Origin of the sequence: Sedimentitalea nanhaiensis DSM 24252, assembly GCF_000473225.1 — a bacterium.
Classification (GTDB): Bacteria; Pseudomonadota; Alphaproteobacteria; order Rhodobacterales; family Rhodobacteraceae; genus Sedimentitalea; species Sedimentitalea nanhaiensis.
In genome coordinates this window covers 4,190,379-4,210,245 of the sequence record NZ_KI421509.1, presented here as the reverse complement: position 1 = coordinate 4,210,245, position 19,867 = coordinate 4,190,379, and the positions used below count along the sequence as shown (strand labels likewise).

General features: G+C 58.4%; 19 protein-coding genes. 10 read left to right on the top strand and 9 right to left on the bottom strand.

All coding sequences use genetic code 11. The features are described from left to right. The first annotated feature begins 1 nt into the window (after position 1). The 3 genes from NANH_RS29730 (at position 2) to NANH_RS27010 (ending at position 2,243) form a co-directional block, all read left to right on the top strand. A complete protein-coding gene (locus NANH_RS29730; RefSeq protein WP_302847311.1) occupies positions 2 to 529 on the top strand; it encodes a cupredoxin domain-containing protein in 528 nt (175 codons plus the stop codon). A 14-nt stretch (positions 530 to 543) separates the two neighbouring features. Continuing rightward, a complete protein-coding gene (locus tag NANH_RS29725) occupies positions 544 to 828 on the top strand; it encodes a copper-binding protein (RefSeq protein ID WP_027264111.1) in 285 nt (94 codons plus the stop codon). A 170-nt stretch (positions 829 to 998) separates the two neighbouring features. Next, positions 999 to 2,243, top strand: a complete 1,245-nt coding sequence (locus tag NANH_RS27010; protein ID WP_051372567.1) for an ABC transporter ATP-binding protein — start codon at positions 999 to 1,001, stop codon at positions 2,241 to 2,243. A gap of 387 nt (positions 2,244 to 2,630) precedes the next feature. Here the strand turns inward: NANH_RS27010 and NANH_RS0122790 are convergent, their stop codons facing one another. Then, a complete protein-coding gene (locus tag NANH_RS0122790; protein ID WP_051372566.1) occupies positions 2,631 to 3,560 on the bottom strand; it encodes a sugar kinase in 930 nt (309 codons plus the stop codon). Positions 3,561 to 3,958: 398 nt separating this feature from the next. Beyond that, the gene (locus NANH_RS0122785; protein ID WP_027264109.1) at positions 3,959 to 4,732 is read right to left on the bottom strand and encodes a DeoR/GlpR family DNA-binding transcription regulator; all 774 of its coding nucleotides are present in this window, start codon (positions 4,730 to 4,732) and stop codon (positions 3,959 to 3,961) included. A gap of 225 nt (positions 4,733 to 4,957) precedes the next feature. Here NANH_RS0122785 and glpD point away from each other — a divergent pair, with 225 nt between their 5' ends. The 7 genes from glpD (at position 4,958) to NANH_RS0122750 (ending at position 12,599) form a co-directional block, all read left to right on the top strand. Then, complete coding sequence (gene glpD, locus NANH_RS27005) at positions 4,958 to 6,580, top strand: glycerol-3-phosphate dehydrogenase (protein WP_036050257.1); 1,623 nt, start codon at positions 4,958 to 4,960, stop codon at positions 6,578 to 6,580. Continuing rightward, on the top strand, positions 6,577 to 7,665 hold the full coding sequence (locus tag NANH_RS0122775) for an ABC transporter ATP-binding protein (RefSeq protein WP_027264108.1): 1,089 nt from the start codon (positions 6,577 to 6,579) through the stop codon (positions 7,663 to 7,665). Before glpD ends, NANH_RS0122775 begins: the two co-directional genes overlap by 4 nt. Further along, complete coding sequence (locus NANH_RS0122770; RefSeq protein WP_027264107.1) at positions 7,665 to 8,753, top strand: ABC transporter ATP-binding protein; 1,089 nt, start codon at positions 7,665 to 7,667, stop codon at positions 8,751 to 8,753. The genes NANH_RS0122775 and NANH_RS0122770 overlap by 1 nt, the downstream gene beginning before the upstream one ends. After that, positions 8,750 to 9,622, top strand: coding sequence for a carbohydrate ABC transporter permease (locus NANH_RS0122765; protein ID WP_027264106.1), 873 nt, complete (start codon positions 8,750 to 8,752; stop codon positions 9,620 to 9,622). The genes NANH_RS0122770 and NANH_RS0122765 overlap by 4 nt, the downstream gene beginning before the upstream one ends. After that, a complete protein-coding gene (locus tag NANH_RS0122760; protein ID WP_027264105.1) occupies positions 9,622 to 10,515 on the top strand; it encodes a carbohydrate ABC transporter permease in 894 nt (297 codons plus the stop codon). Before NANH_RS0122765 ends, NANH_RS0122760 begins: the two co-directional genes overlap by 1 nt. Positions 10,516 to 10,530: 15 nt before the next feature. Then, positions 10,531 to 10,803 carry a DUF2160 domain-containing protein gene (locus NANH_RS0122755; protein ID WP_027264104.1) on the top strand — a complete coding sequence of 91 codons (273 nt, stop codon included), beginning with the start codon at positions 10,531 to 10,533 and terminating at the stop codon, positions 10,801 to 10,803. 74 nt (positions 10,804 to 10,877) lie between these two features. Continuing rightward, positions 10,878 to 12,599: an ABC transporter substrate-binding protein gene (locus NANH_RS0122750; protein ID WP_027264103.1), complete on the top strand. Its 1,722-nt coding sequence runs from the start codon at positions 10,878 to 10,880 to the stop codon at positions 12,597 to 12,599. Between the two features lie 537 nt (positions 12,600 to 13,136). Here NANH_RS0122750 and NANH_RS0122745 read toward each other — a convergent pair. The 7 genes from NANH_RS0122745 to NANH_RS0122715 all read right to left on the bottom strand — a co-directional run bounded on the left by NANH_RS0122745 (position 13,137) and on the right by NANH_RS0122715 (position 19,848). Next, complete coding sequence (locus tag NANH_RS0122745) at positions 13,137 to 14,924, bottom strand: sodium:solute symporter family protein (RefSeq protein WP_027260894.1); 1,788 nt, start codon at positions 14,922 to 14,924, stop codon at positions 13,137 to 13,139. Positions 14,925 to 14,931: 7 nt separating this feature from the next. After that, the gene (locus NANH_RS0122740; RefSeq protein ID WP_027260895.1) at positions 14,932 to 15,216 is read right to left on the bottom strand and encodes a DUF4212 domain-containing protein; all 285 of its coding nucleotides are present in this window, start codon (positions 15,214 to 15,216) and stop codon (positions 14,932 to 14,934) included. Between the two features lie 73 nt (positions 15,217 to 15,289). Continuing rightward, entirely contained in the window at positions 15,290 to 15,958 is a 669-nt protein-coding gene (locus NANH_RS0122735; RefSeq protein ID WP_027264102.1) for an adenylate kinase, read from the bottom strand. Positions 15,959 to 16,016: 58 nt separating this feature from the next. Beyond that, on the bottom strand, positions 16,017 to 16,460 hold the full coding sequence (locus tag NANH_RS0122730; protein WP_027264101.1) for a hypothetical protein: 444 nt from the start codon (positions 16,458 to 16,460) through the stop codon (positions 16,017 to 16,019). Positions 16,461 to 16,548: 88 nt separating this feature from the next. Continuing rightward, the gene (locus NANH_RS0122725) at positions 16,549 to 16,758 is read right to left on the bottom strand and encodes a dodecin family protein (RefSeq protein ID WP_027264100.1); all 210 of its coding nucleotides are present in this window, start codon (positions 16,756 to 16,758) and stop codon (positions 16,549 to 16,551) included. 83 nt (positions 16,759 to 16,841) lie between these two features. Beyond that, positions 16,842 to 18,584, bottom strand: a complete 1,743-nt coding sequence (lpdA, locus tag NANH_RS0122720; protein WP_027264099.1) for a dihydrolipoyl dehydrogenase — start codon at positions 18,582 to 18,584, stop codon at positions 16,842 to 16,844. Between the two features lie 13 nt (positions 18,585 to 18,597). Continuing rightward, complete coding sequence (locus NANH_RS0122715; protein ID WP_027264098.1) at positions 18,598 to 19,848, bottom strand: 2-oxo acid dehydrogenase subunit E2; 1,251 nt, start codon at positions 19,846 to 19,848, stop codon at positions 18,598 to 18,600. Positions 19,849 to 19,867: the final 19 nt, after the last annotated feature.

Sequence of the window (19,867 nt, the reverse complement as noted above, 5' to 3'; positions counted from 1 at the left end):
CTTGAGTAAAACCCAAACCCGAAACCAACAAACAGGAAAAACCATGACTAAACTTCTCCTCACGACCACGTTGATGCTGGGACTGGCCGCGCCGGCTTTTGCAGGCGGCACCCATGCCAGCGAGCAGGGAAATGAAATGCCTATCGGCCGCCCCAGTAATGACCATCCCGTAGACCGGACAATTGAAATCTCGATGATGGAAACCGACGACGGAGAAATGCTGTTTGAACCCAGACGACTGGATTTCGAACCCGATGAAACCGTCAAGTTGGTCATCACCAACAAAGGCGAACTCGATCATGAATTCGTGATGGACACCTATGAGGAGAATGCAGAGCACAAGGCGATGATGGCCAAGTTCGATATGGAACACGATGAACCCAACTCGGCTCGCCTTGCACCCGGTCAAACCGCCGAAATCGTCTGGACCTTCTCCAACGAGGGGCGGTTCGAGTTCGCCTGCCTGATAGCGGGTCATTACGAAGCTGGCATGCACGGTGCTCTCGATGTCGGAAAACAAGGCTCATAAGGATCTGATCAGATATGAAACTCTTGGAAATCAGTGCCGCGACGGCAGCGATCCTGGCTGCAACGCTTTCGATGGCAATGGCTGGAACCTTCACCAAGGGCACAGTCAAAAAAGTCGATGACAAAGTTGGAAAGGTCACCATCATTCACGAGGAACTCGTCGATCTGGAAATGCCTGCAATGACCATGGTGTTCCGGGTTGCAGACGATGCGATGCTTGAAAACTTGTCCGCAGGGCAAGATATCGAGTTCGTCGCCGACCGGGTGAATGGCAAGCTGACGGTTGTCGAGTTGAAGTAAGCCGAGACATGGGGTCGCGCGAAGCGGCCCCATACTCCTATGGCGACCTAGCAGTTCGAAAAAAGCAGAAATCAGGCCTGCGATGTGGCTGTATGGTGCGTTGCCGTCGCAGTTTCGTGCCGTTTGGTCGGTGTGCCTCCCGTCTTTCAAACCTCGAGCAGAGTTGAAAAATGTCTTGGTATCACAATTTCGCCCATAAAGCCTCGGGCTTTCTGAGCTTCGGATTGGATGACCCGCTGCCGGGTTGGGCGCATCCCCTCCTGCACCTGATTCTTGTGCTTGCTCCAGTGCTGTTAGGCCTGACCCTTCTGTATTTGTCGATCCGGGCCGCTTTCTCGTATCGGCGGCATACTCGCGCGTTCCCTTCGGCCAAGACCACCGAAATAAGTCGGCCCTGGCTGGGTCAAAACCTCTTCAGGCTGGTTCTGACCACTTCGAAGAAACAGCAATTTTGGCTTTTCGTCCTTAGTTTGATCACCATGCCAATCCTGTATCTGGCATTGGAACTGCCAAAGCAGATCGTCAACAATGCGTTGACCTCAGAACAATCGCTCGTGACCGTTTACGGGTTCGAACTGTCCCAGACATCTTTCTTGCTGTGGTTAAGCGGTCTCTATTTGTTAGTTATATTGCTCCTTGGGCTGAACAAATATTGCCTGAATGTTTACAAGGGACGAGTTACCGAACGTTTTCTGAGACGCCTGCGGCTTTTGATCTATCGGCAGTGGAGAATGGATCGTTCCCCGAACCGCCCCAGTGAAATTATTCCAATTCTTGGACAAGAGGTCGAGCCCATTGGTGGCTATGCCGCCGACGTTTTGACCGTTCTGATCGTGCAGGGCGGCACCCTCGCGACGATCTTGTTGTTTATGTTCGTTCAGGATCCGATCCTGGGTGCGGCCGCATTGACGGTGTTGCCAATTCAATTGCTGCTATTGCCAAGGTTGCAAAGATATCTGAATCGGTTGAGCCGGAATCGCATCCGCGAAATGCGAAGCCTTGGCCGTATTGTGGGCAACCAGTTTCGCGGAGATGTCAAATCGTTGGCGGATATCAGAGACGTCTCTCAAAGTCTGAAACAGCTTGAACTGATCCGGCACCGGATCCATAGATTGAAATTCTTCATCAAGGCTCTGAACAACTTCCTGACTTCACTGACACCGTTCCTGTTCTACTCTCTTGGTGGGTATTTCGTGATCGAAGATCGGATATCCTTAGGGGCCCTGATCGCGGTTCTGGCCGCACACAAGGATTTTTCGGGACCGGTCAAGGAGTTGTTCCGTTACTATCAACAACTGGAAGATACCCGGATTCGCTATCTGGAGATTTGTCGGTTTTTCGACGAGGACAGCATGTGTTGCATCCCGTCACGCAAACCGCGCGCCCGTTGCGGTCCCGGTGAGTGTGGAAGCTAAAACAGAGATGCCGGGTCAGAAATTGCGTCTCAAACCGGTACAATAGCACCCTTGGTGCCAATCTCCTGTATCCCACCTGATCTGTCCCCCGAAACGTCCCTCGTTCTAATGTAGATTTTGGCTAGTTAAGTATATAGGTCCCCAAACGAACATAGGGGCGGGCCGTAGCCGAACCTATCTCAAACATGTCCCCTATCGGTGATTGTAGAACAATCGCCCACCGGTCAAAGGGTAGGCCGGGTTCTGCTTGAGGCGCTGACAGGGGCGTTCATAAAGTCCCGCCTGCCAGGGATCGAGAACACGGACCAGGGTAGCTCGGTTACATTGTTTGCCTAAACGGGTCGGCTGCGGCGGTCAGCCCGTCGCATCATCGGTGGGTGAAAAGGGTCACATCGCGTCAGAGGGGATGATCGCGCCCCGGTGCTGTACCACCTTTGCGGCAAGGTCGTGGCCCATACGCATGGCCATTTGCGGATCCTGCCCCTGGATGATCCCGACAAGGTATCCGGCGTTGAAACTGTCACCCGCAGAAGTGCTGTCAACGACCCGCACACTGTCTATTGGACCTGTCAGCGTCGCACCGTCAGTCAGCGAAAGCGGCCCCGCCGCCCCGCGTTTCAATGCGCCGGAGCGGACGCCGGTGTCTTGCAGGCGGGCCACAACCGCTTCCTCGTCCACGTCACCGTAAATGCGGATTTCATCATCCACCGAAGGCAAGGCGATATCGGCTCGCGCCCACATGGCTGTATTGATCTCGCGCGCGGCCTGAACGCTTTCCCACAATGCAGGCCGGTGGTTGCTGTCATAGGCAAATGTGCCCCCCGAGGCGCGGAATCGGTCGATCTGTTTGATCACCCGCTGACGCATTTCGGTTGGCAGGATCGCCATGGTAATCCCAGACAAGACCACCAAATCAAACTCAGAAAGCGTCGCAAGCGGAACGGCGCAAGGTTCGGTGAACAGCGTGCGTGCCGCCGAGGCTGACCGCCAATAGGTAAAGCTGCGCTCGCCCTCATCGTCGGTGTCGATGGCATACAGACCTGGGACGCGATTGCTGCGCCGCTCGACATGATCGGTCCCCAGATCGTGAGAGCGCATGGCTGCCAGAATCCGTTCCGAATAGGGATCGGTCCCCAGTGCCGTCACATAAGAGACGCGGACCTCGCACTGTTTCAGCAGGCGCGCCATATAGACGGCAGAATTATAGGTGTCTCCGGCAACGCCGACGGTGCTGTGCCCGTCCGGACCCGTCGCCAGCTCGATCATCACCTCGCCGATACAGGCGATCTTTTGCAACGGTCTTGCGGGTCTGCTCATTCAGAGAACTCCATTGGGGTCGTGGCTTGGGTCCGTGCAGCCGTCATACCTGCCCGCAGTTCCAGCCGGGCGGTTTTGGGTGATATAGGCCATCCGTCGGCGGACTTAAACGTGGATGTGGTTGCGGTCTGGTCCAAAGCGAAAAATGCGCAGAGCGCGCAATCTCGGCGCACATTTCATGTCTCTCCCGGCGCAACCGGCCGAGTGCGAAGTTTCTGCCCATGGTCCAATAGGCGGGGGGCTGGCCGGTTTCGGACTCTGCGCCATTGTCGGGCGCGGATTTGCGTGGGTGACGTAACATACACCCTTGATTGAGTGCACCAAAATCGACAGGAGCCCTTGGGCGGTACAGGTTTCAAATGGGCGCTCAGACGCCGGTTCCTTCCGCGTCACTCCATTCAGGGCGCTTGCTCTGAGACGGCAATAATATTGGTCTTCCAGCCCCGGCACGCAGCTAAAAGCCTCTCAGGCGGAGGTGCGTCGGTGAAAAAACTGTCGATTTCCGCCAGCGAGGCGATCCGTGCAGGGGCATTGCGTTTGAACTTGGATAGATCCGCAACCAGGAACGTCTTGCGGGCCTGCGCAATGATGGCTTGGCTGACGCCGACCTCTTGAATGTCAAAGTCGAGCAAATCGCCGTCGGTGTCCATTGCAGAACAGCCAATCACAGCGATGTCGAATTTGAACTGGCGGATGGTCGATACGGTCGGGGTTCCGATCAGGCCGCCATCAAGCCTGCGAAGCGTGCCGCCGGTCAGGATGATCTGGCAGTCCGGGTTGGCGGCAAGGATATGGGCGACGTTCATATTATTGGTGACCACCATAAGATCGTGGTGATGCAGCAGTTCCCGCGCCACGGCTTCGGTGCTGGTGCCGATGTTCAGGAAAACCGAACTGCCTTCTGGGATCTGTGCAGCACAGGCGCGGGCGATTTCCGTCTTGGCGGCCTGGTTCAGGTTGCGACGTTCTTCGTACAATATGTTTGTGGTGCCCGATGGCAGGATTGCCCCGCCGTGAACGCGTTCCAGCCTGCCGGCCTCGGCAAGATCCGTCAGATCGCGCCGGATGGTCTGAAGCGTCACGCCAAACTGCGCGGCAAGGCCTTCGACCGTGACCTTTCCCTGTCTGCGTGCGGCTTCAAGAATTTCCGGATGACGAAAGGTTTGCGACATATTTGATCCCCTTGGCCGGTATTAGGGCGCAGCGCACTTCAAAACGCAAGTCTGTCTTTTCGTTTGTGCGCGAATTGAAAATTTCATGACAGATAGCTCAAGATTACGGGCAATAAATGTATATATGCCGATAAAACGAACGAAAACGAAAATTTGTCTTGAAGAGGCCCGGACTGCAATCTATGCCTACGACTCGCAGGATCATTACGTGACTGGGAGGGTCATTTGCCGGACGCGACCGCTAGCGCAGAGACATTTGACGTGTTTGTCATTGGGGGCGGCATCAATGGATGCGGCATCGCCCGCGATGCCTCTGGGCGTGGGCTTAAGGTGGCGCTGGCCGAGATGAACGACCTGGCTTCAGCCACATCGTCGGCGTCAACCAAGCTATTTCACGGCGGGCTGCGTTATCTGGAATATCTCGAGATCAATCTTGTCCGCCATGCGCTCGCCGAGCGCGAGACATTGCTGCGCGCGATGCCGCATATCAGCTGGCCGATGCGGTTTGTCTTGCCGTACAGCCCTGACATGCGGTTCGAGGGCGAGACCTCGGTATCGCGCATTCTGAGTTTTGCCATGCCGTGGATGAAAGGCCGTCGTCCGGCCTGGATGATCCGGTTCGGCTTGTTTCTGTACGATCATCTTGGCGGGCGGGAAATCCTGCCGCCCACGAAGACCGTCGATCTGGCCGGCACGCCCGAAGGGGCCCCGCTGGAAGACCGGTTCAAGAAAGCCTATGAATACTCCGACTGCTGGATCGAAGATTCCCGGCTGGTTGTGCTGAATGCCCGTGATGCCAAGGCTCGCGGTGCCAGGATCATGGTCCGCACAAAGGTCGAGGCGGCCGTTCGCGCTGGGGATCACTGGCAGATCACATTGCGCGACGCGGACAGCGGCGAAAGCCATGTTTTGAAAGCGCGCATGCTGGTCAACGCAGGCGGACCCTGGGTCGGCGACATCATTCACCAGAGGGTCAACGTCAAGTCCAATGAGGGTGTACGCCTCGTACGTGGAAGCCATATCGTGACCCGGCGGCTCTATGATCACGACAAGTGCTATTTCTTTCAGGGCACGGACGGGCGGATCATCTTCGCCATTCCCTATGAGACCGATTTCACACTGATCGGCACCACCGACGCCGAACATCACGACCCAAACGTCAAGCCCGTGTGTACGCCGGAAGAGCAGCGTTATCTGGTGGACTTCGCGAACGGTTATTTCAAGGACAAGATCGGCGTGGACGATATCGTATGGACCTATTCCGGCGTGCGACCGCTTTATGACGACGGGGCCAGCAGCGCCACGGCGGCGACGCGCGATTATACACTGAAGGTAGATGACACCGACGGCGCACCGATCCTGAATATCTTTGGCGGCAAGATCACCACGTATCGCAAGCTGGCCGAGGATGCGATGGACAAGATCGTGACGTTCTTTCCCGGCACATCGGGACACTGGACCGCCGGGGCGCCGCTGCCGGGTGGCGACTTTGAAGTGTCCGGAGTCGAGACGTTGATCGCGCAGCTTATGAGCAACTATGAATTCCTCGACACGTTTTGGGCGCGGCGTTTGGTGCGCGCCTACGGAACGGAATGCTGGGACGTTCTGGACGGGGCGGTTACCGAAGCGGATCTGGGCGAGGCGTTCGGCGCCACCCTCACCGAGCGCGAAGTGATCTGGTTGATGACACGCGAATTTGCCCGCACCGCCGAGGATGTTGTTTGGCGGCGCAACAAACTGGGCCTGCGGTTAAGCCGCGGGGAAATAGCAAGACTTGAAGACTGGATGCGGACGCATTTGCAAGCGACCGCCGCCGAAGCGGCACAACGACAGGGATCCAACTCATGACTTTGCTTCTGAAAGGCGTTTCCAAGGCGGTCGGTGGTCAGATCCATATTCATCCGACCGATCTGGAATTGCAGAACGGCACCATGAACGTGTTGCTTGGGCCGACGCTATCGGGCAAGACCTCTCTGATGCGCCTGATGGCGGGCCTTGACGTGCCCAACACAGGCCAGATTTTCTGGCACGGTGAGGATGTGACAGGTCAGCGCGTGCAGGACCGCAAGGTTGCGATGGTCTACCAGCAGTTCATCAATTACCCGTCGATGACCGTCTATGACAACATCGCTTCGCCAATGAAACTGGTCGGCAAATCAAAAGCGGAAATCGACACGGCCGTGCGTGAAACCGCCGATCTGATGAAGCTGACGCCGATGCTGGATCGCAAACCGCTTGAACTGTCGGGCGGCCAGCAACAGCGCTGCGCACTGGCGCGGGCGCTGGTAAAGAACGCCGGATTGGTTTTGCTGGACGAGCCGCTGGCGAACCTAGACTATAAACTGCGCGAGGAACTGCGGGCGGAAATTCCGAAGATCTTCGAGAAATCCGGCTCGATCTTTGTCTATGCAACGACCGAACCCGAAGAGGCCCTGTTGTTGGGCGGCAACACCGCGACATTGTGGGAGGGCAGGGTGACGCAGTTCGGGCAGACCCCTTCGGTTTACCGCCGTCCGGTCGACGCCACCACGGCGCGGGTGTTCTCTGATCCGCCGATGAATTTCCTGACTGTCACCAAGGACGGTACAAGAATGACCTTTGGCGACGGTCGGTCGGCTCCGGTGCCCGATGCGCTGATCCAGCACGCCAATGGCATTTACACCGCCGGTTTCCGCCCCAACCACCTGGAGCTTGCGCCCAAGAGTGCCAGTTCGATTGCCTTCAGGACGAAGCTGAATGTCACCGAGATTACCGGCTCGGAGACCTTCGTGCACCTCGATCATCAGGGCCAGAGATGGGTCGGGCTGATCCACGGCGTTCACAGTCTGCAACTGGGCCAGCCGCTCGAGGTTCACCTTGATCCGGCGCATGTCTACTTTTTTGGTAAAGACGGTAAACTCGTCGCTGCAGCCCCTTATGCGGAGGCCTCCTGATGGCCAAGATCACGCTTGATAACTTGGCACATTCCTATCTGCCAAACCCGAAATCCGAGGAAGATTTCGCCCTCAAGGAGTTGAACCACGACTGGGCCGATGGCGAGGCATATGCCTTGCTGGGGGCGTCCGGCTGCGGCAAGTCAACCCTTTTGAATATTATCTCCGGCCTGCTGCACCCGTCACAGGGACGCATTCTGTTCAACGATGTCGACGTGACCCAGGACCCTACCGCCGAGCGCAACATCGCGCAGGTCTTTCAGTTTCCGGTGGTTTACGACACCATGACCGTGCGCGACAATCTTGCGTTTCCGCTGCGCAATCGCGGGGCTGATCCGGTCTATATCGCGCAACGCGTCGCCCAGATCGCGACGATGATCGGAATGGAGGCGGACCTGGACCGCAAGGCGCGTGGCCTGACTGCGGACGCCAAGCAGAAGATCTCGCTGGGCCGCGGCATGGTGCGCGAAGACGTCAACGCGCTGCTGTTTGACGAGCCGTTGACCGTCATCGACCCCCATATGAAATGGGAATTGCGCACGCAGCTGAAATCGCTGCATCAGGAATTCGGTCACACCATGATCTATGTGACCCATGATCAGACCGAGGCGTTGACCTTTGCCGATAAGGTCGTCGTCATGTATGATGGTCGCGTCGTGCAGATCGGTACGCCGCAGGAACTGTTCGAGCGCCCGGCCCATACTTTTGTGGGGTTCTTCATCGGCTCACCGGGGATGAACCTGTTTCACGCAGAGATCGATGGCACCACTGCGAATATCCACGGCAGTCAGGTGGCGTTGGGGGCTGGCTATGGCCGGATCAAGGGAAAGGTGCAGATCGGCGTGCGCCCGGAATTCGTGCGCCTGTCTACGGATGGCACCGGGATGCCGGCCAGGATCACCCGCATCGAGGATGTCGGTCGTCACAAGATCATCCGACTGGATGTCGCCGGCCAGGAGATCAGCGCGATTACCGATGAAGACGCGCATGTTTCAACCGGCGTGAACCATATCATTTTCGACACCAAGGGTATCAACGTCTATGCCGACGACTGGCGCGTGGCCGCTGAAGGGGAGGGCGCATTATGAACAAGACCGTGAACCAGAAAGCTTGGTTCCTTGTGCTGCCGGTGCTGGTGCTTGTCGCCTTTTCGGCGGTTATTCCGCTGATGACCGTGGTGAATTATTCGGTGCAGGACACCTTTGGTAACAATGTATTTTTCTGGGCCGGGCTGGAATGGTTCAAGGACATGCTCGACTCACAACGGATGTGGAATGCGCTGTGGCGGCAACTGGCGTTCTCGACGATCATCCTGGCGATCGAGATTCCGCTTGGCATCTTTGTTGCGCTCAATATGCCGAAAAAGGGCTTCTGGGCCTCGTTCTGTCTGGTGTTGATGTCGCTCCCGCTGCTGGTGCCGTGGAACGTTGTCGGTACGATCTGGCAAATCTTTGGCCGCGTCGACATCGGATTGTTAGGCTACACCCTCGCCAAGCTGGGCATCTCGTACAACTATACCCAGGACTTTTTTGCAGCCTGGGGCACCGTTATCGTGATGGATGTCTGGCACTGGACGTCGCTGGTCGCGCTGCTGGCCTATGCTGGGCTGCAATCGATTCCGGATGCGTATTATCAGGCGGCCAAGATCGACCAGGCCAGTCGCTGGAAGGTGTTCCGCTTTATTGAATTGCCCAAGATGGCGGGCGTGCTGATGATCGCGATCCTGCTGCGGTTCATGGACAGCTTCATGATCTATACAGAGCCGTTTGTCGTAACCGGCGGGGGGCCGGGAAATGCGACGACTTTCCTTTCGATCGACCTTGTCAAAATGGCGCTAGGGCAGTTTGATCTGGGGCCCGCCGCAGCTTTTTCACTGATGTACTTTTTGGTTATCCTGCTGATTTCATGGGTCTTCTACACCGTAATGACCAATCTCGACAAAAGGGACGGGGTGTAATGGCCGACGCAAATACCCAAACTCCTGGCACGGTAGGCCTTGCCGAAAATACTGCCGCCCCCAAGGTCGCAACGAACCGGCAACCAAAGTTTCGGATCAACGGTTCGGCTGTGGTCATGGGGCTTTATCTGCTGTTCCTGCTGTTGCCGATTTATTGGCTGGTGAACATGAGCCTGAAGACCAACTCGGAAATCCTTGGCGCATTCTCGCTTTGGCCCCGTGACATTACGCTGGCCAACTATGCCAAGATCCTGACCGATCCAAGCTGGTACATGGGCTATGTGAATTCGCTGACCTACGTGGTGATGAACACCGTCATCTCGCTCAGCGTCGCGCTGCCCGCAGCCTATGCCTTCAGCCGTTATACGTTCATGGGCGACAAGCATCTTTTCTTCTGGCTGCTGACCAACCGTATGGCGCCGCCTGCTGTCTTCGCGCTGCCGTTCTTTCAGCTTTATTCCTCGGTAGGGCTGTTCGATACCCATATCGCTGTGGCTTTGGCGCATTGCCTGTTCAACGTGCCGCTGGCGGTGTGGATCCTCGAGGGGTTCATGCGCGGTGTCCCCAAGGAAATCGACGAAACCGCGTATCTCGATGGGTATTCGTTTCCCCGCTTCTTCATCCGTATCTTCATCCCGCTGATCGCCAGCGGCATCGGCGTGGTGGCCTTTTTCACCTTTATGTTCTCGTGGGTGGAATTGCTGCTGTCGCGGACCCTGACCACGGTAGACGCCAAACCCATTGCCGCGATCATGACCCGGACCCAGGGGGCTGCGGGCATCGATTGGGGCGTGCTGGCCGCAGCCGGTGTGCTGACGCTGGTTCCGGGGGCCCTGGTGATTTATTTCGTACGCAATTACATCGCCAAGGGCTTTGCCCTGGGCCGCGTTTAGGAAAGGACAGACCCTATGGAATGGATGGCCTGGACACTGCCCACCGCACTGTTTTTTGGTGTGATCGCTGCGCTGCTGATCACCTTCACGGTACTTGCAATCAAATTCCCCGAGACCCCCCGCATGGGCGTCCTTCGGATCGAAACGACACGGGGTGATCGCTTGTTCATCACGTTGTTGGGCTCGGCCTTTATCAATCTGATCTGGCTGGGTCTCGAGATCGGGCCGCAGCCCTATGCGCTGCTGGCCTGTCTCGTCTATGCCGCAGCGGTATTCCGCTGGGTCTAGACCAAAACGAGTGTGCTCGGGGATGGTCCCGGGCAGCAAACAAAAACGGTTCAACAAATCCAGGGAGGATGATCATGAACTTGACCCTTAGATCGACAACCGCAATGGGTGCCATGCTGGCACTGTTTGCGGCACCGGCCTTTGCCGGAATGGACGAGGCAAAGGCGTTCCTTGACAGTGAGATCGATGGCGTTTCCGTGCTGGACCGCGCCGGGCAGGAAGCCGAGATGCAGTGGTTCATCGATGCTGCCGCACCAATGGCGGGCATGGAGATCAAGGTGGTTTCCGAAACCATCACGACGCACGAATACGAAAGCCAGGTGCTTGCTCCTGCCTTTACTGCGATCACCGGCATCAAGGTCACGCATGATTTGATCGGCGAAGGTGACGTTGTCGAGAAACTGCAAACGCAAATGCAGTCGGGCGAGAACATCTATGACGGCTATGTCAACGATTCCGACCTGATCGGCACTCACTGGCGTTATCAGCAGGTCCGCAATCTGACGGACTGGATGGAAGGCGAAGGCGCGGACGTTACCTCGCCCACGCTGGATCTGGCTGACTTCATCGGCACCCAGTTCACAACCGCCCCCGATGGCAAACTCTATCAGTTGCCCGATCAGCAATTCGCGAACCTTTACTGGTTCCGTTATGACTGGTTCAACGATGAGAAGAACAAGTCCGACTTCAAAGAAGCCTTTGGTTATGATCTTGGCGTTCCGGTCAACTGGGCGGCCTATGAAGACATCGCCGAGTTCTTTACCGGTCGCGACCTGAGCCACATGGGCGTTGATGGCGACGTCTTTGGCAACATGGACTATGGCAAGAAAGACCCGAGCCTTGGCTGGCGGTACACCGACGCGTGGATGTCGATGGCTGGAATGGGAGACGTGGGCGAGCCGAACGGCCTGCCGGTCGATGAATGGGGCATCCGGGTGAACGAAAATTCTCAGCCTGTCGGGTCCTGTGTTGCGCGTGGCGGTGCCACGAATGACGCGGCCGCAGTCTATGCCGTCACCAAGGCGATCGAATGGCTGAAAAAGTATTCGCCGCCAGCCGCTGCCGGCATGACCTTTGGCGAAGCGGGTCCGATCCCGGCGCAAGGCAACGTCGCCCAGCAGATGTTCTGGTACACCGCCTTTACCGCAGCGACGGTTCTGCCTGACCTGCCGGTGATGAACGAGGACGGTACACCCAAATGGCGCATGGCTCCCTCGCCACATGGTGTCTACTGGAAAGATGGTCAGAAGATCGGCTATCAGGACGTCGGGTCATGGACCCTGATGAAATCCACGCCTGTTGACCGGGCCAAAGCGGCCTGGCTCTATGCGCAGTTTGTTACATCCAAAACCGTGGATTTGAAGAAGGCTGACGTTGGCCTGACATTCATTCGTGAATCGACGATCAACTCGGACCACTTCTCGGCGCGCGCCAACAAGCTTGGCGGTCTGATCGAATTCTACCGCTCGCCGGCCCGTACGGCCTGGTCGCCAACCGGCACCAACGTTCCAGACTATCCGAAACTGGCGCAGCTGTGGTGGCAGAACATTGGCGATGCCATGTCCGGTGCAAAAACGCCCCAGGAAGCCCTGGATGCGCTTTGTGAAGCACAGGAAAAGGTGATGGAGCGGATCGAGCGTGCGGGTATTCAAGGCGATATCGGCCCGAAGATGAACGAGCCGCAGGATCCCGAATACTGGTATGCGCAGCCCGGTTCTCCGGTTGCCAAACTTGACAACGAAGACGAAGAACCCAAAACCGTCAGCTATGACGAGCTGATCAAATCCTGGCAATAAGTCTCTGCCAGTTGGCCGGGGGGCAGATTGCACCCCGGCCCTTTTACCGGTTGTCTTGCAGCCTTCCTGTCAGCTTCCGCCGTATCGACCTCTGATCTATGTGCGCGCATTGTGATCCTGGGGCAAAAGCAGATCTCTGTCACGCGATCCGATTGACCTACAGCCGGAAGCATCGGCAACGCAAATTCGTCAAGGTCGTCATACCGGTGCCCGGGCTGCGGATGTCTTTTTTGATGGCATAGATTTCAACGAACCGTCGCCGTCGAAGTTTTCCTTGAGCTTACAGCGCGCGGGTGCCCAGCAATGCGCAACAATGATTGGACCGCCGCCCTTTTGGATCAAAGAGTGGATATTAAAGCGTTTCGACTTTAAATCGTGTCATCGGGTATCACCTATCGCGTTGAAATCTTTGATTTCAGGCAGTGATAGGTGATACAGGTTTAAGTCGAAATACCCTAGTTGTGGCCCCGCCGGCATAGAGATGGCGGGGCCGGGGATGCGGGCGGAACCGGGGGGAGCCGCCCGCATCGTTCGATATCAGTGGTCGGCGGCTGCGGCCCCGGCGCCACGCGGCACCCGGACGCTTTCGACCAGCTCGATGATATCCTCGGGCAGAGGCTTGGTCATGCCGGTCACGACATAGGCCACTGCAAAGTTGATTGCCGCACCGACCGCGCCGAACGATGTCGACTGAATCGTACCCAGCAACGGATCTGCATCGGTAAAGCTGTTGGTGCCTGCCACGAAGAACCACCCCTTGTGCAGGAAGATGTAGATCAGCGTCGTGACCAGACCTGCCAGCATGCCCGCGACCGCACCGGTGTTGTTCACCTTCTTGGAGAAGATGCCCATCATCAGAGCCGGGAAGATCGACGCTGCCGCCAGACCGAAGGCCAGCGCCACGGTCTGCGCCGCAAAGCCCGGAGGGTTGAGACCCAGGTAGGTTGCGACAACGATCGCGATCGCCATGGCGACACGTGCAGACATCAATTCGCCTTTTTCCGAGATGTCCGGAGCGAACCGCCCCTTGATCAGGTCGTGGCTGACAGCGGAAGAGATGGCCAGCAACAGCCCCGCCGCGGTGGACAGCGCCGCTGCAAGACCACCCGCAGCCACCAGACCGATGACCCAGCTGGGCAGGTTGGCGATTTCGGGGTTGGCCAGAACCAGGATGTCGCGGTTGAAGTTGGTCAGCTCGTTGCCTTCCCAGCCCTTCTCGGCGGCCTTGGCCTGCATGCTTTCGGCCTTGTCGTTATAGTACTGGATCTTGCCGTCGCCATTTTTGTCTTCCCAGCCCAACAGACCGGTTTTCTGCCATGTGGCCATCCAGTCATAGCGAGGATCGCTGTTGATCTGCTCGACCGAAACCGCTTCGGCATCGGTGCCATTTGGCCAGAACATGTCGGTGATGTTCAGACGCGCCATGGCACCGACCGCAGGGGCGGTCAGGTACAGCAGGGCGATGAACACCAGCGCCCAGCCCGCGGACCAGCGTGCATCCGCAACCCGCGGCACGGTGAAAAAGCGCATGATGACATGCGGCAGACCGGCGGTGCCGATCATCAGCGACAGCGTGAACAGCACCATGTTGATGGTGTCGCTGTGGTGGGTGGTGTATTCATTGAACCCCAGTTCCGCCACGATCGCATCCAGTTTCATCAGCAGCGGCTCGCCCGAGGCAACATGATCGCCGAACAGGCCCAGGGCCGGAACGGGGTTACCGGTCAGTTGCAGGCTGATGAACGCGGCCGGGATCGTATAGGCCAGGATCAGCACGCAGTATTGCGCCACCTGGGTATAGGTCACCCCCTTCATGCCACCGAACACCGCATAGGCGAAGACGACGCACGCGCCGATCAGCAGGCCCGAGGTATTGCTGATTTCAAGGAACCGTCCAAAGGCCACGCCGACGCCGGTCATCTGGCCGATCACGTATGTGGTCGAGGCCACGATCAGACAAATCACGGCCACCAGACGGGCTGTCGGCGAATAGAACCGGTCGCCGATGAATTCCGACACGGTGAATTTGCCGAATTTCCGCAGATAGGGGGCCAGCAGAAGGGCGAGCAGAACATAGCCGCCTGTCCAGCCCATCAGGTAGGTCGAGTTGTCATAGCCAGTAAAGGCAATGAGACCCGCCATCGAGATAAAGCTGGCCGCCGACATCCAGTCAGCCGCGGTGGCCATGCCGTTGGTAACCGGGTGAACGCCGCGGCCGGCGGCGTAGAATTCCGATGTGGACCCGGCCCGGGCCCAGATTGCGATGCCGATGTACAGCGCAAAACTCGCGCCGACAAACAGCAGGTTGATTGTAAACTGATCCATGTCCTGTTTACTCCTCTTCGACGCCGAATTGCGCGTCGAGCTTGTTCATCCGCCACGCGTAGTTGAAGATCAGCGCCAGGAACACGAGGATCGAGCCTTGCTGGGCGAACCAGAAGCCAAGATCGGTGCCGCCGACGCGGATGCCCGACAACATCGGGCGCAGCAGAATGCCGAACCCGAACGAGACCAGCGCCCAAATTACGAGGCTGATCAGAATTATGCGCACATTCGCTGCCCAATAGCCCTTGTCGGACTCGGCAGTGTCTGAGGCGCTAGTGGTTTGGTCCGCCATGGCGGTTCCTCCTTCTTCCTCCGGAAAATGACGGGCATCGCTGAATTGAGACGACGCCCGGTCTTGTCTTGAATCAGGCCGTGGCCTGTTTCACGATCGCGCCCAATTCAGCGGCAATCGCGTCGATGTCACCCATCGCATCGATGGATTTCAGCACGCCTTTGGACGTGTAATAGGCGATCAGGGGGGCGGTCTGTTCGTGATAGGCCACCAGACGGCTTGCGACGGTTTCCGCATTATCGTCCGCGCGGCGCTTCATCCCGGTGCCGCCGCATTTGTCGCAGGTTTCAGCGATTTTAGGGGCCTTGAACGTGTCGTGATAACCCTCGCCGCAATCGCCGCAGGTAAAGCGGCCGGAAATGCGGGTGACCATCGCGGCGTCATCGACCTCGAGGCTGATGGCCGCGTTGATACCCTGGCCGGATTCTGCCAGCAGCGCATCCAGCGCCTGAGCCTGAACCGTGGTGCGGGGAAAGCCGTCGAGGATGACGCCCCTGGCGCAGTCAGGCTCGGCCAGACGGTCGCGCAGGATGTTGATCACGATGTCGTCGCTGACCAGTTCACCGGCTTCCATCACCGCCTTGGCCGCCTTGCCAGCCTCGGTGCCCGCGGCAACCGCCGCACGCAGAAGATCCCCGGTAGACAGTTGCACGAGACCGAATTCTCCCTCCAGCATCCGCGCCTGCGTCCCCTTGCCAGCCCCAGGAGGACCAAGCAAAATCAGCACAGCAGGTTTGGTCATATCGTTCACTCCTTCAGCATATTCAGAAAAGCGACCACATCGGTAGCGGTGTTTGTCCTCACCCCTTGAGTTCCTCTATCGTCTTATCCACTTCCGATTTGATCGCGTCGTAGGCCTGGTTGTTTGCATCCCTTGCGGCTTCGGACAGATCGGCCATGATTTCGAGGGCGCGGGTTACGGCCTGTTGGTAGGATGCGGCGATATCTTCGGGCGAGCCAGACGTCTGGTGGTCTGCAGCCACCGAAGTCACGTCACGGAAAATCCGCATCTGTTTTTCCATCAGATCTCGATAGGACACGGCCACAGCTTCGTTCGCCTTGGCGGCAGCGTCGAATTTATCCCTGGCCTTCTGGATTGTATCCTGCGCGTCCAACTGGCCCGGCTTGACACTGAATTGTGCCGCCATTGCCTGGGGATCAAACATTTTGGAGACATTCGCGGGACTGAAAAACCTCATGAACTCCGCGTAATTGTCGGTGGGTTCTTTTTTCGCCATCTTCATTGCCCTCGTTGAGTTTTGAATGTTGCTGCAATTTCGTGCACGGGACCGATTTCATATCGCGCAGGCGCGAGGCCCCGCGCTGTTTGAGTTAGCCTTCGAACTTGAATGAGACGCTCACTTTGGTACGAAACGCTTTGACCTTGCCATTCTCGATCACCATATCCTGAGAAATCACTTCGGCGATGCGCAAGTCACGCAAGGTTTGACTCGCACGCTCGATTGCGGCGCGTCCGGCATCGTCCCAGGATTCGGTACTCGTTCCGACCAGCTCGACGACCTTGTATACGCTGTTACTCATAGCTCTTCTCCTTGTTGTCTGGCGCGGATTGCGCCTGCCTGCCGCCTACTACCGTAGTTTGGCGTGCCGGTGTTTCTGGTGGCCTATTTCCGTTTTTTTGGTTGCATGAGGTCAGTGATGGTGCCTTCGAACATTTCGGCTGCGAAGTTGATTGTTTCGCTTAGGGTTGGGTGCGGATGGATGGTGTGTCCCAGGTCGACCGCGTCGGCGCCCATTTCGATGGCCAGTGCGGCTTCGGCGATCAGGTCGCCGGCGTTGGTGCCGACGATGGCCGCCCCGACAATCCGATCGTCCGCCGGGTCGAACAGCAGTTTGGTCATGCCTTCGCTGCGCCCGTTGGACAGCGACCGCCCTGATGCGGCCCAGGGGAATACGCCCTTTTCGACCTTGATGCCCCTGGCCCTGGCCTGGGTTTCCGTCAGCCCGACCCATGCCACCTCGGGATCGGTATAAGCGACCGACGGGATCACCTGGGCATCAAAGGCGCGCTTGTGTCCGGCGGCGACTTCTGCCGCTACCTTGCCTTCATGCACGGCCTTGTGGGCCAGCATCGGCTGTCCAACCACATCGCCAATGGCAAAGATATGCGACTGCCCTGTGCGTTGCTGACGGTCCACGGCGATAAAGCCACGTTCATCCACCGCAACGCCTGCCGCGGCTGCATTGATCAGCTTGCCATTGGGACGCCGCCCAACAGACACAAGAACCCGGTCGAACGTGTCGGTCGTGACCTCGCCCTTGGCGTCCTCGAACGTGACCTTCAGCCCCTTCTTCTGGGCCTCCATCGCCGTCACCCTGGTCTTCAGCAAGATCTTTTCGTACCGGCCCTCGACACGCTTATGCAGCGGGCGCACCATGTCCTTGTCGGCACCGGGCATCAGCTGGTCCATGAACTCGACCACAGTGATCTTCGACCCGAGCGCGTCATAGACACAGGCCATTTCCAGCCCGATGATGCCGCCCCCCAGAACCAGCATTCGCTTGGGGATGTCAGCCAGTTCCAGCGCGCCCGTGCTGTCCATAACCCGCGGGTCGTCATGCGGGATAAAGGGCAGTTCGACCGGCTCGGACCCGGCTGCGATGATGCACTGATCAAAGCTGACCGTGGTATCGCCGTCCGCACCGCTGACCGCGATCGTGTTGGTGCCGCAAAACGTGCCGGTTCCACGCACGACCTTGACCTTGCGGGCGCGCGCCAATCCATCCAGACCTCCGGTCAGCTGGCCGACCACGCCGTCCTTCCAGCTGCGCAGCGCGTCCAGATCCACCCTGGGCCTGGCAAAGGTTATCCCATGCCCGCCCATCTCTTCGGCTTCGGTGATCACCTTTGCTGCGTGCAACAGCGCCTTGGAAGGAATACAGCCCACGTTCAGGCAGACCCCGCCCAGGGTCGGGTTGCGCTCAATCAATATGACCGACTTGCCCAGATCCGCCGCCCTGAAGGCAGCCGTGTACCCCCCTGGCCCGGACCCCAGAACAACGACCTCTGCATGATGCTCGCCCGCACCCGTCGCCGTGCCGGTCGGCGCGGTTGCAACCGGTGCCGGGGCTGCGCCAGCAGCCGCGTCCGCAGGGGCCTCGACGGCCTCTTCGGACGCCGCCCCCTCCAACACCAGGATCACGCTGCCCCTGGACACCCTGTCGCCCTCGCTGACCTTGATTGCGGTGACCTTGCCCGCGGCCGGGCTGGGCACCTCCATCGTCGCCTTGTCGCTTTCCAGCTCGATCAGCGGGTCTTCGGCGGCCACCGTGTCGCCGACGCCGACCAGGATGCTGATGACGGGCACATCGGAAAAATCGCCGATATCGGGAACTGTGACGTCCATATCCGCGCCCTCCTTACAGCATCAGCCGGCGCACGTCGCCGAGCAGGAATTTCAGCGAGGCGCAGAACCGGGCGGCCAGCGCCCCGTCGATGGCGCGGTGGTCATAAGACAGGCTCAGCGGCTGCATGTTGCGCGGCACGAACTCTTCACCGTCCCAGACCGGGGACATCCTGGACCGTGTCAGGCCCAGGATCGCCACTTCGGGCGCGTTGACGATCGGGGTAAACGACGTCCCGCCTATGCCGCCAAGCGACGAAATCGTGAAGGTCGCCCCCGACATGTCATCGCCTTTCAGCTTGCCTTCACGTGCCTTGGCGGAAAGCTCGCCCAGCTCTTTGCTGATCTCTACGATCCCCTTGCGGTCCGCCCCCTTGATCACCGGCACCATCAGCCCGTTCGGTGTATCTGCCGCAAAGCCGATATTGTAGAAATCCTTTTTGATCAGTTTGTCTCCATCGGGGTGGATCGAGCTGTTCACCTCCCAATGGGATTTCAGCGCCGAGACAGAGGCCTTGATCATGAACGACAGCAGGGTGACGCGATAGCCTTCCTGCTTTGCCTGCCCGTCCAGCTCGCGCCGGTACAAATCCAGATCGGTGATGTCGGCTTCTTCGTTATGGGTGACATGCGGGATGTTCAGCCAACTGCGGTGCAGCGCCGGGCCGGACAGTTTCTTGATCCGGGGCATCTCCACATCTTCGACGGGGCCGAATTTGCTGAAGTCTACGGCAGGGATCGGTGGGATGCCCATGCCGCCCTGCACCGCGCCATCGGCGGAGGCCGGGGCAGAGGTGGATTTCAGGGCCTTGGTCACGTCTTCACGCAGGATCCGCCCCTTGCGCCCAGACCCGTTAACCTTGCTGAGATCGACATCCAGTTGCCGCGCAAAGGCACGCACCGAGGGGCTGGCGTGGACCTTGCCAAATCCGGCGTCGGTCACAGCCGGGGCGGCTGGTGCGGGGGCCACCGCCGCCGCCGGGGCCGCGGCTTTCTCGGCAGCCGGTGCAGGTGCCGCGTCAACGGCCGCATCCTCCGCCTCGACCAACATCAGCAGGTCGCCCATCGACACGGTATCGCCTTCGCTCACCTTGATCTCGACCACCTTACCGGCAGCCGGGCTTGGCACCTCCATCGTTGCCTTGTCGCTTTCCAGCTCGATCAACGGGTCTTCTTTTGCAATCACGTCACCAACGCTCACTAGGATGCTGATCACGGGAACATCATTGAAATCGCCAATATCCGGCACAGTTATTTCAATAGCCATCTGTCTTGTCTCCTCGTGT

Coding starts and splice junctions, on each gene's coding strand:
- NANH_RS29725 (WP_027264111.1), top strand. CDS start 544: ATGAAACTCTTGGAAATCAGTGCCGCGACGGCAGCGATCCTGGCTGCA.
- NANH_RS27010 (WP_051372567.1), top strand. CDS start 999: ATGTCTTGGTATCACAATTTCGCCCATAAAGCCTCGGGCTTTCTGAGC.
- NANH_RS0122790 (WP_051372566.1), bottom strand. CDS start 3,560: ATGAGCAGACCCGCAAGACCGTTGCAAAAGATCGCCTGTATCGGCGAG.
- NANH_RS0122785 (WP_027264109.1), bottom strand. CDS start 4,732: ATGTCGCAAACCTTTCGTCATCCGGAAATTCTTGAAGCCGCACGCAGA.
- NANH_RS0122775 (WP_027264108.1), top strand. CDS start 6,577: ATGACTTTGCTTCTGAAAGGCGTTTCCAAGGCGGTCGGTGGTCAGATC.
- NANH_RS0122770 (WP_027264107.1), top strand. CDS start 7,665: ATGGCCAAGATCACGCTTGATAACTTGGCACATTCCTATCTGCCAAAC.
- NANH_RS0122765 (WP_027264106.1), top strand. CDS start 8,750: ATGAACAAGACCGTGAACCAGAAAGCTTGGTTCCTTGTGCTGCCGGTG.
- NANH_RS0122760 (WP_027264105.1), top strand. CDS start 9,622: ATGGCCGACGCAAATACCCAAACTCCTGGCACGGTAGGCCTTGCCGAA.
- NANH_RS0122755 (WP_027264104.1), top strand. CDS start 10,531: ATGGAATGGATGGCCTGGACACTGCCCACCGCACTGTTTTTTGGTGTG.
- NANH_RS0122750 (WP_027264103.1), top strand. CDS start 10,878: ATGAACTTGACCCTTAGATCGACAACCGCAATGGGTGCCATGCTGGCA.
- NANH_RS0122745 (WP_027260894.1), bottom strand. CDS start 14,924: ATGGATCAGTTTACAATCAACCTGCTGTTTGTCGGCGCGAGTTTTGCG.
- NANH_RS0122740 (WP_027260895.1), bottom strand. CDS start 15,216: ATGGCGGACCAAACCACTAGCGCCTCAGACACTGCCGAGTCCGACAAG.
- NANH_RS0122735 (WP_027264102.1), bottom strand. CDS start 15,958: ATGACCAAACCTGCTGTGCTGATTTTGCTTGGTCCTCCTGGGGCTGGC.
- NANH_RS0122730 (WP_027264101.1), bottom strand. CDS start 16,460: ATGAAGATGGCGAAAAAAGAACCCACCGACAATTACGCGGAGTTCATG.
- NANH_RS0122725 (WP_027264100.1), bottom strand. CDS start 16,758: ATGAGTAACAGCGTATACAAGGTCGTCGAGCTGGTCGGAACGAGTACC.
- lpdA (WP_027264099.1), bottom strand. CDS start 18,584: ATGGACGTCACAGTTCCCGATATCGGCGATTTTTCCGATGTGCCCGTC.
- NANH_RS0122715 (WP_027264098.1), bottom strand. CDS start 19,848: ATGGCTATTGAAATAACTGTGCCGGATATTGGCGATTTCAATGATGTT.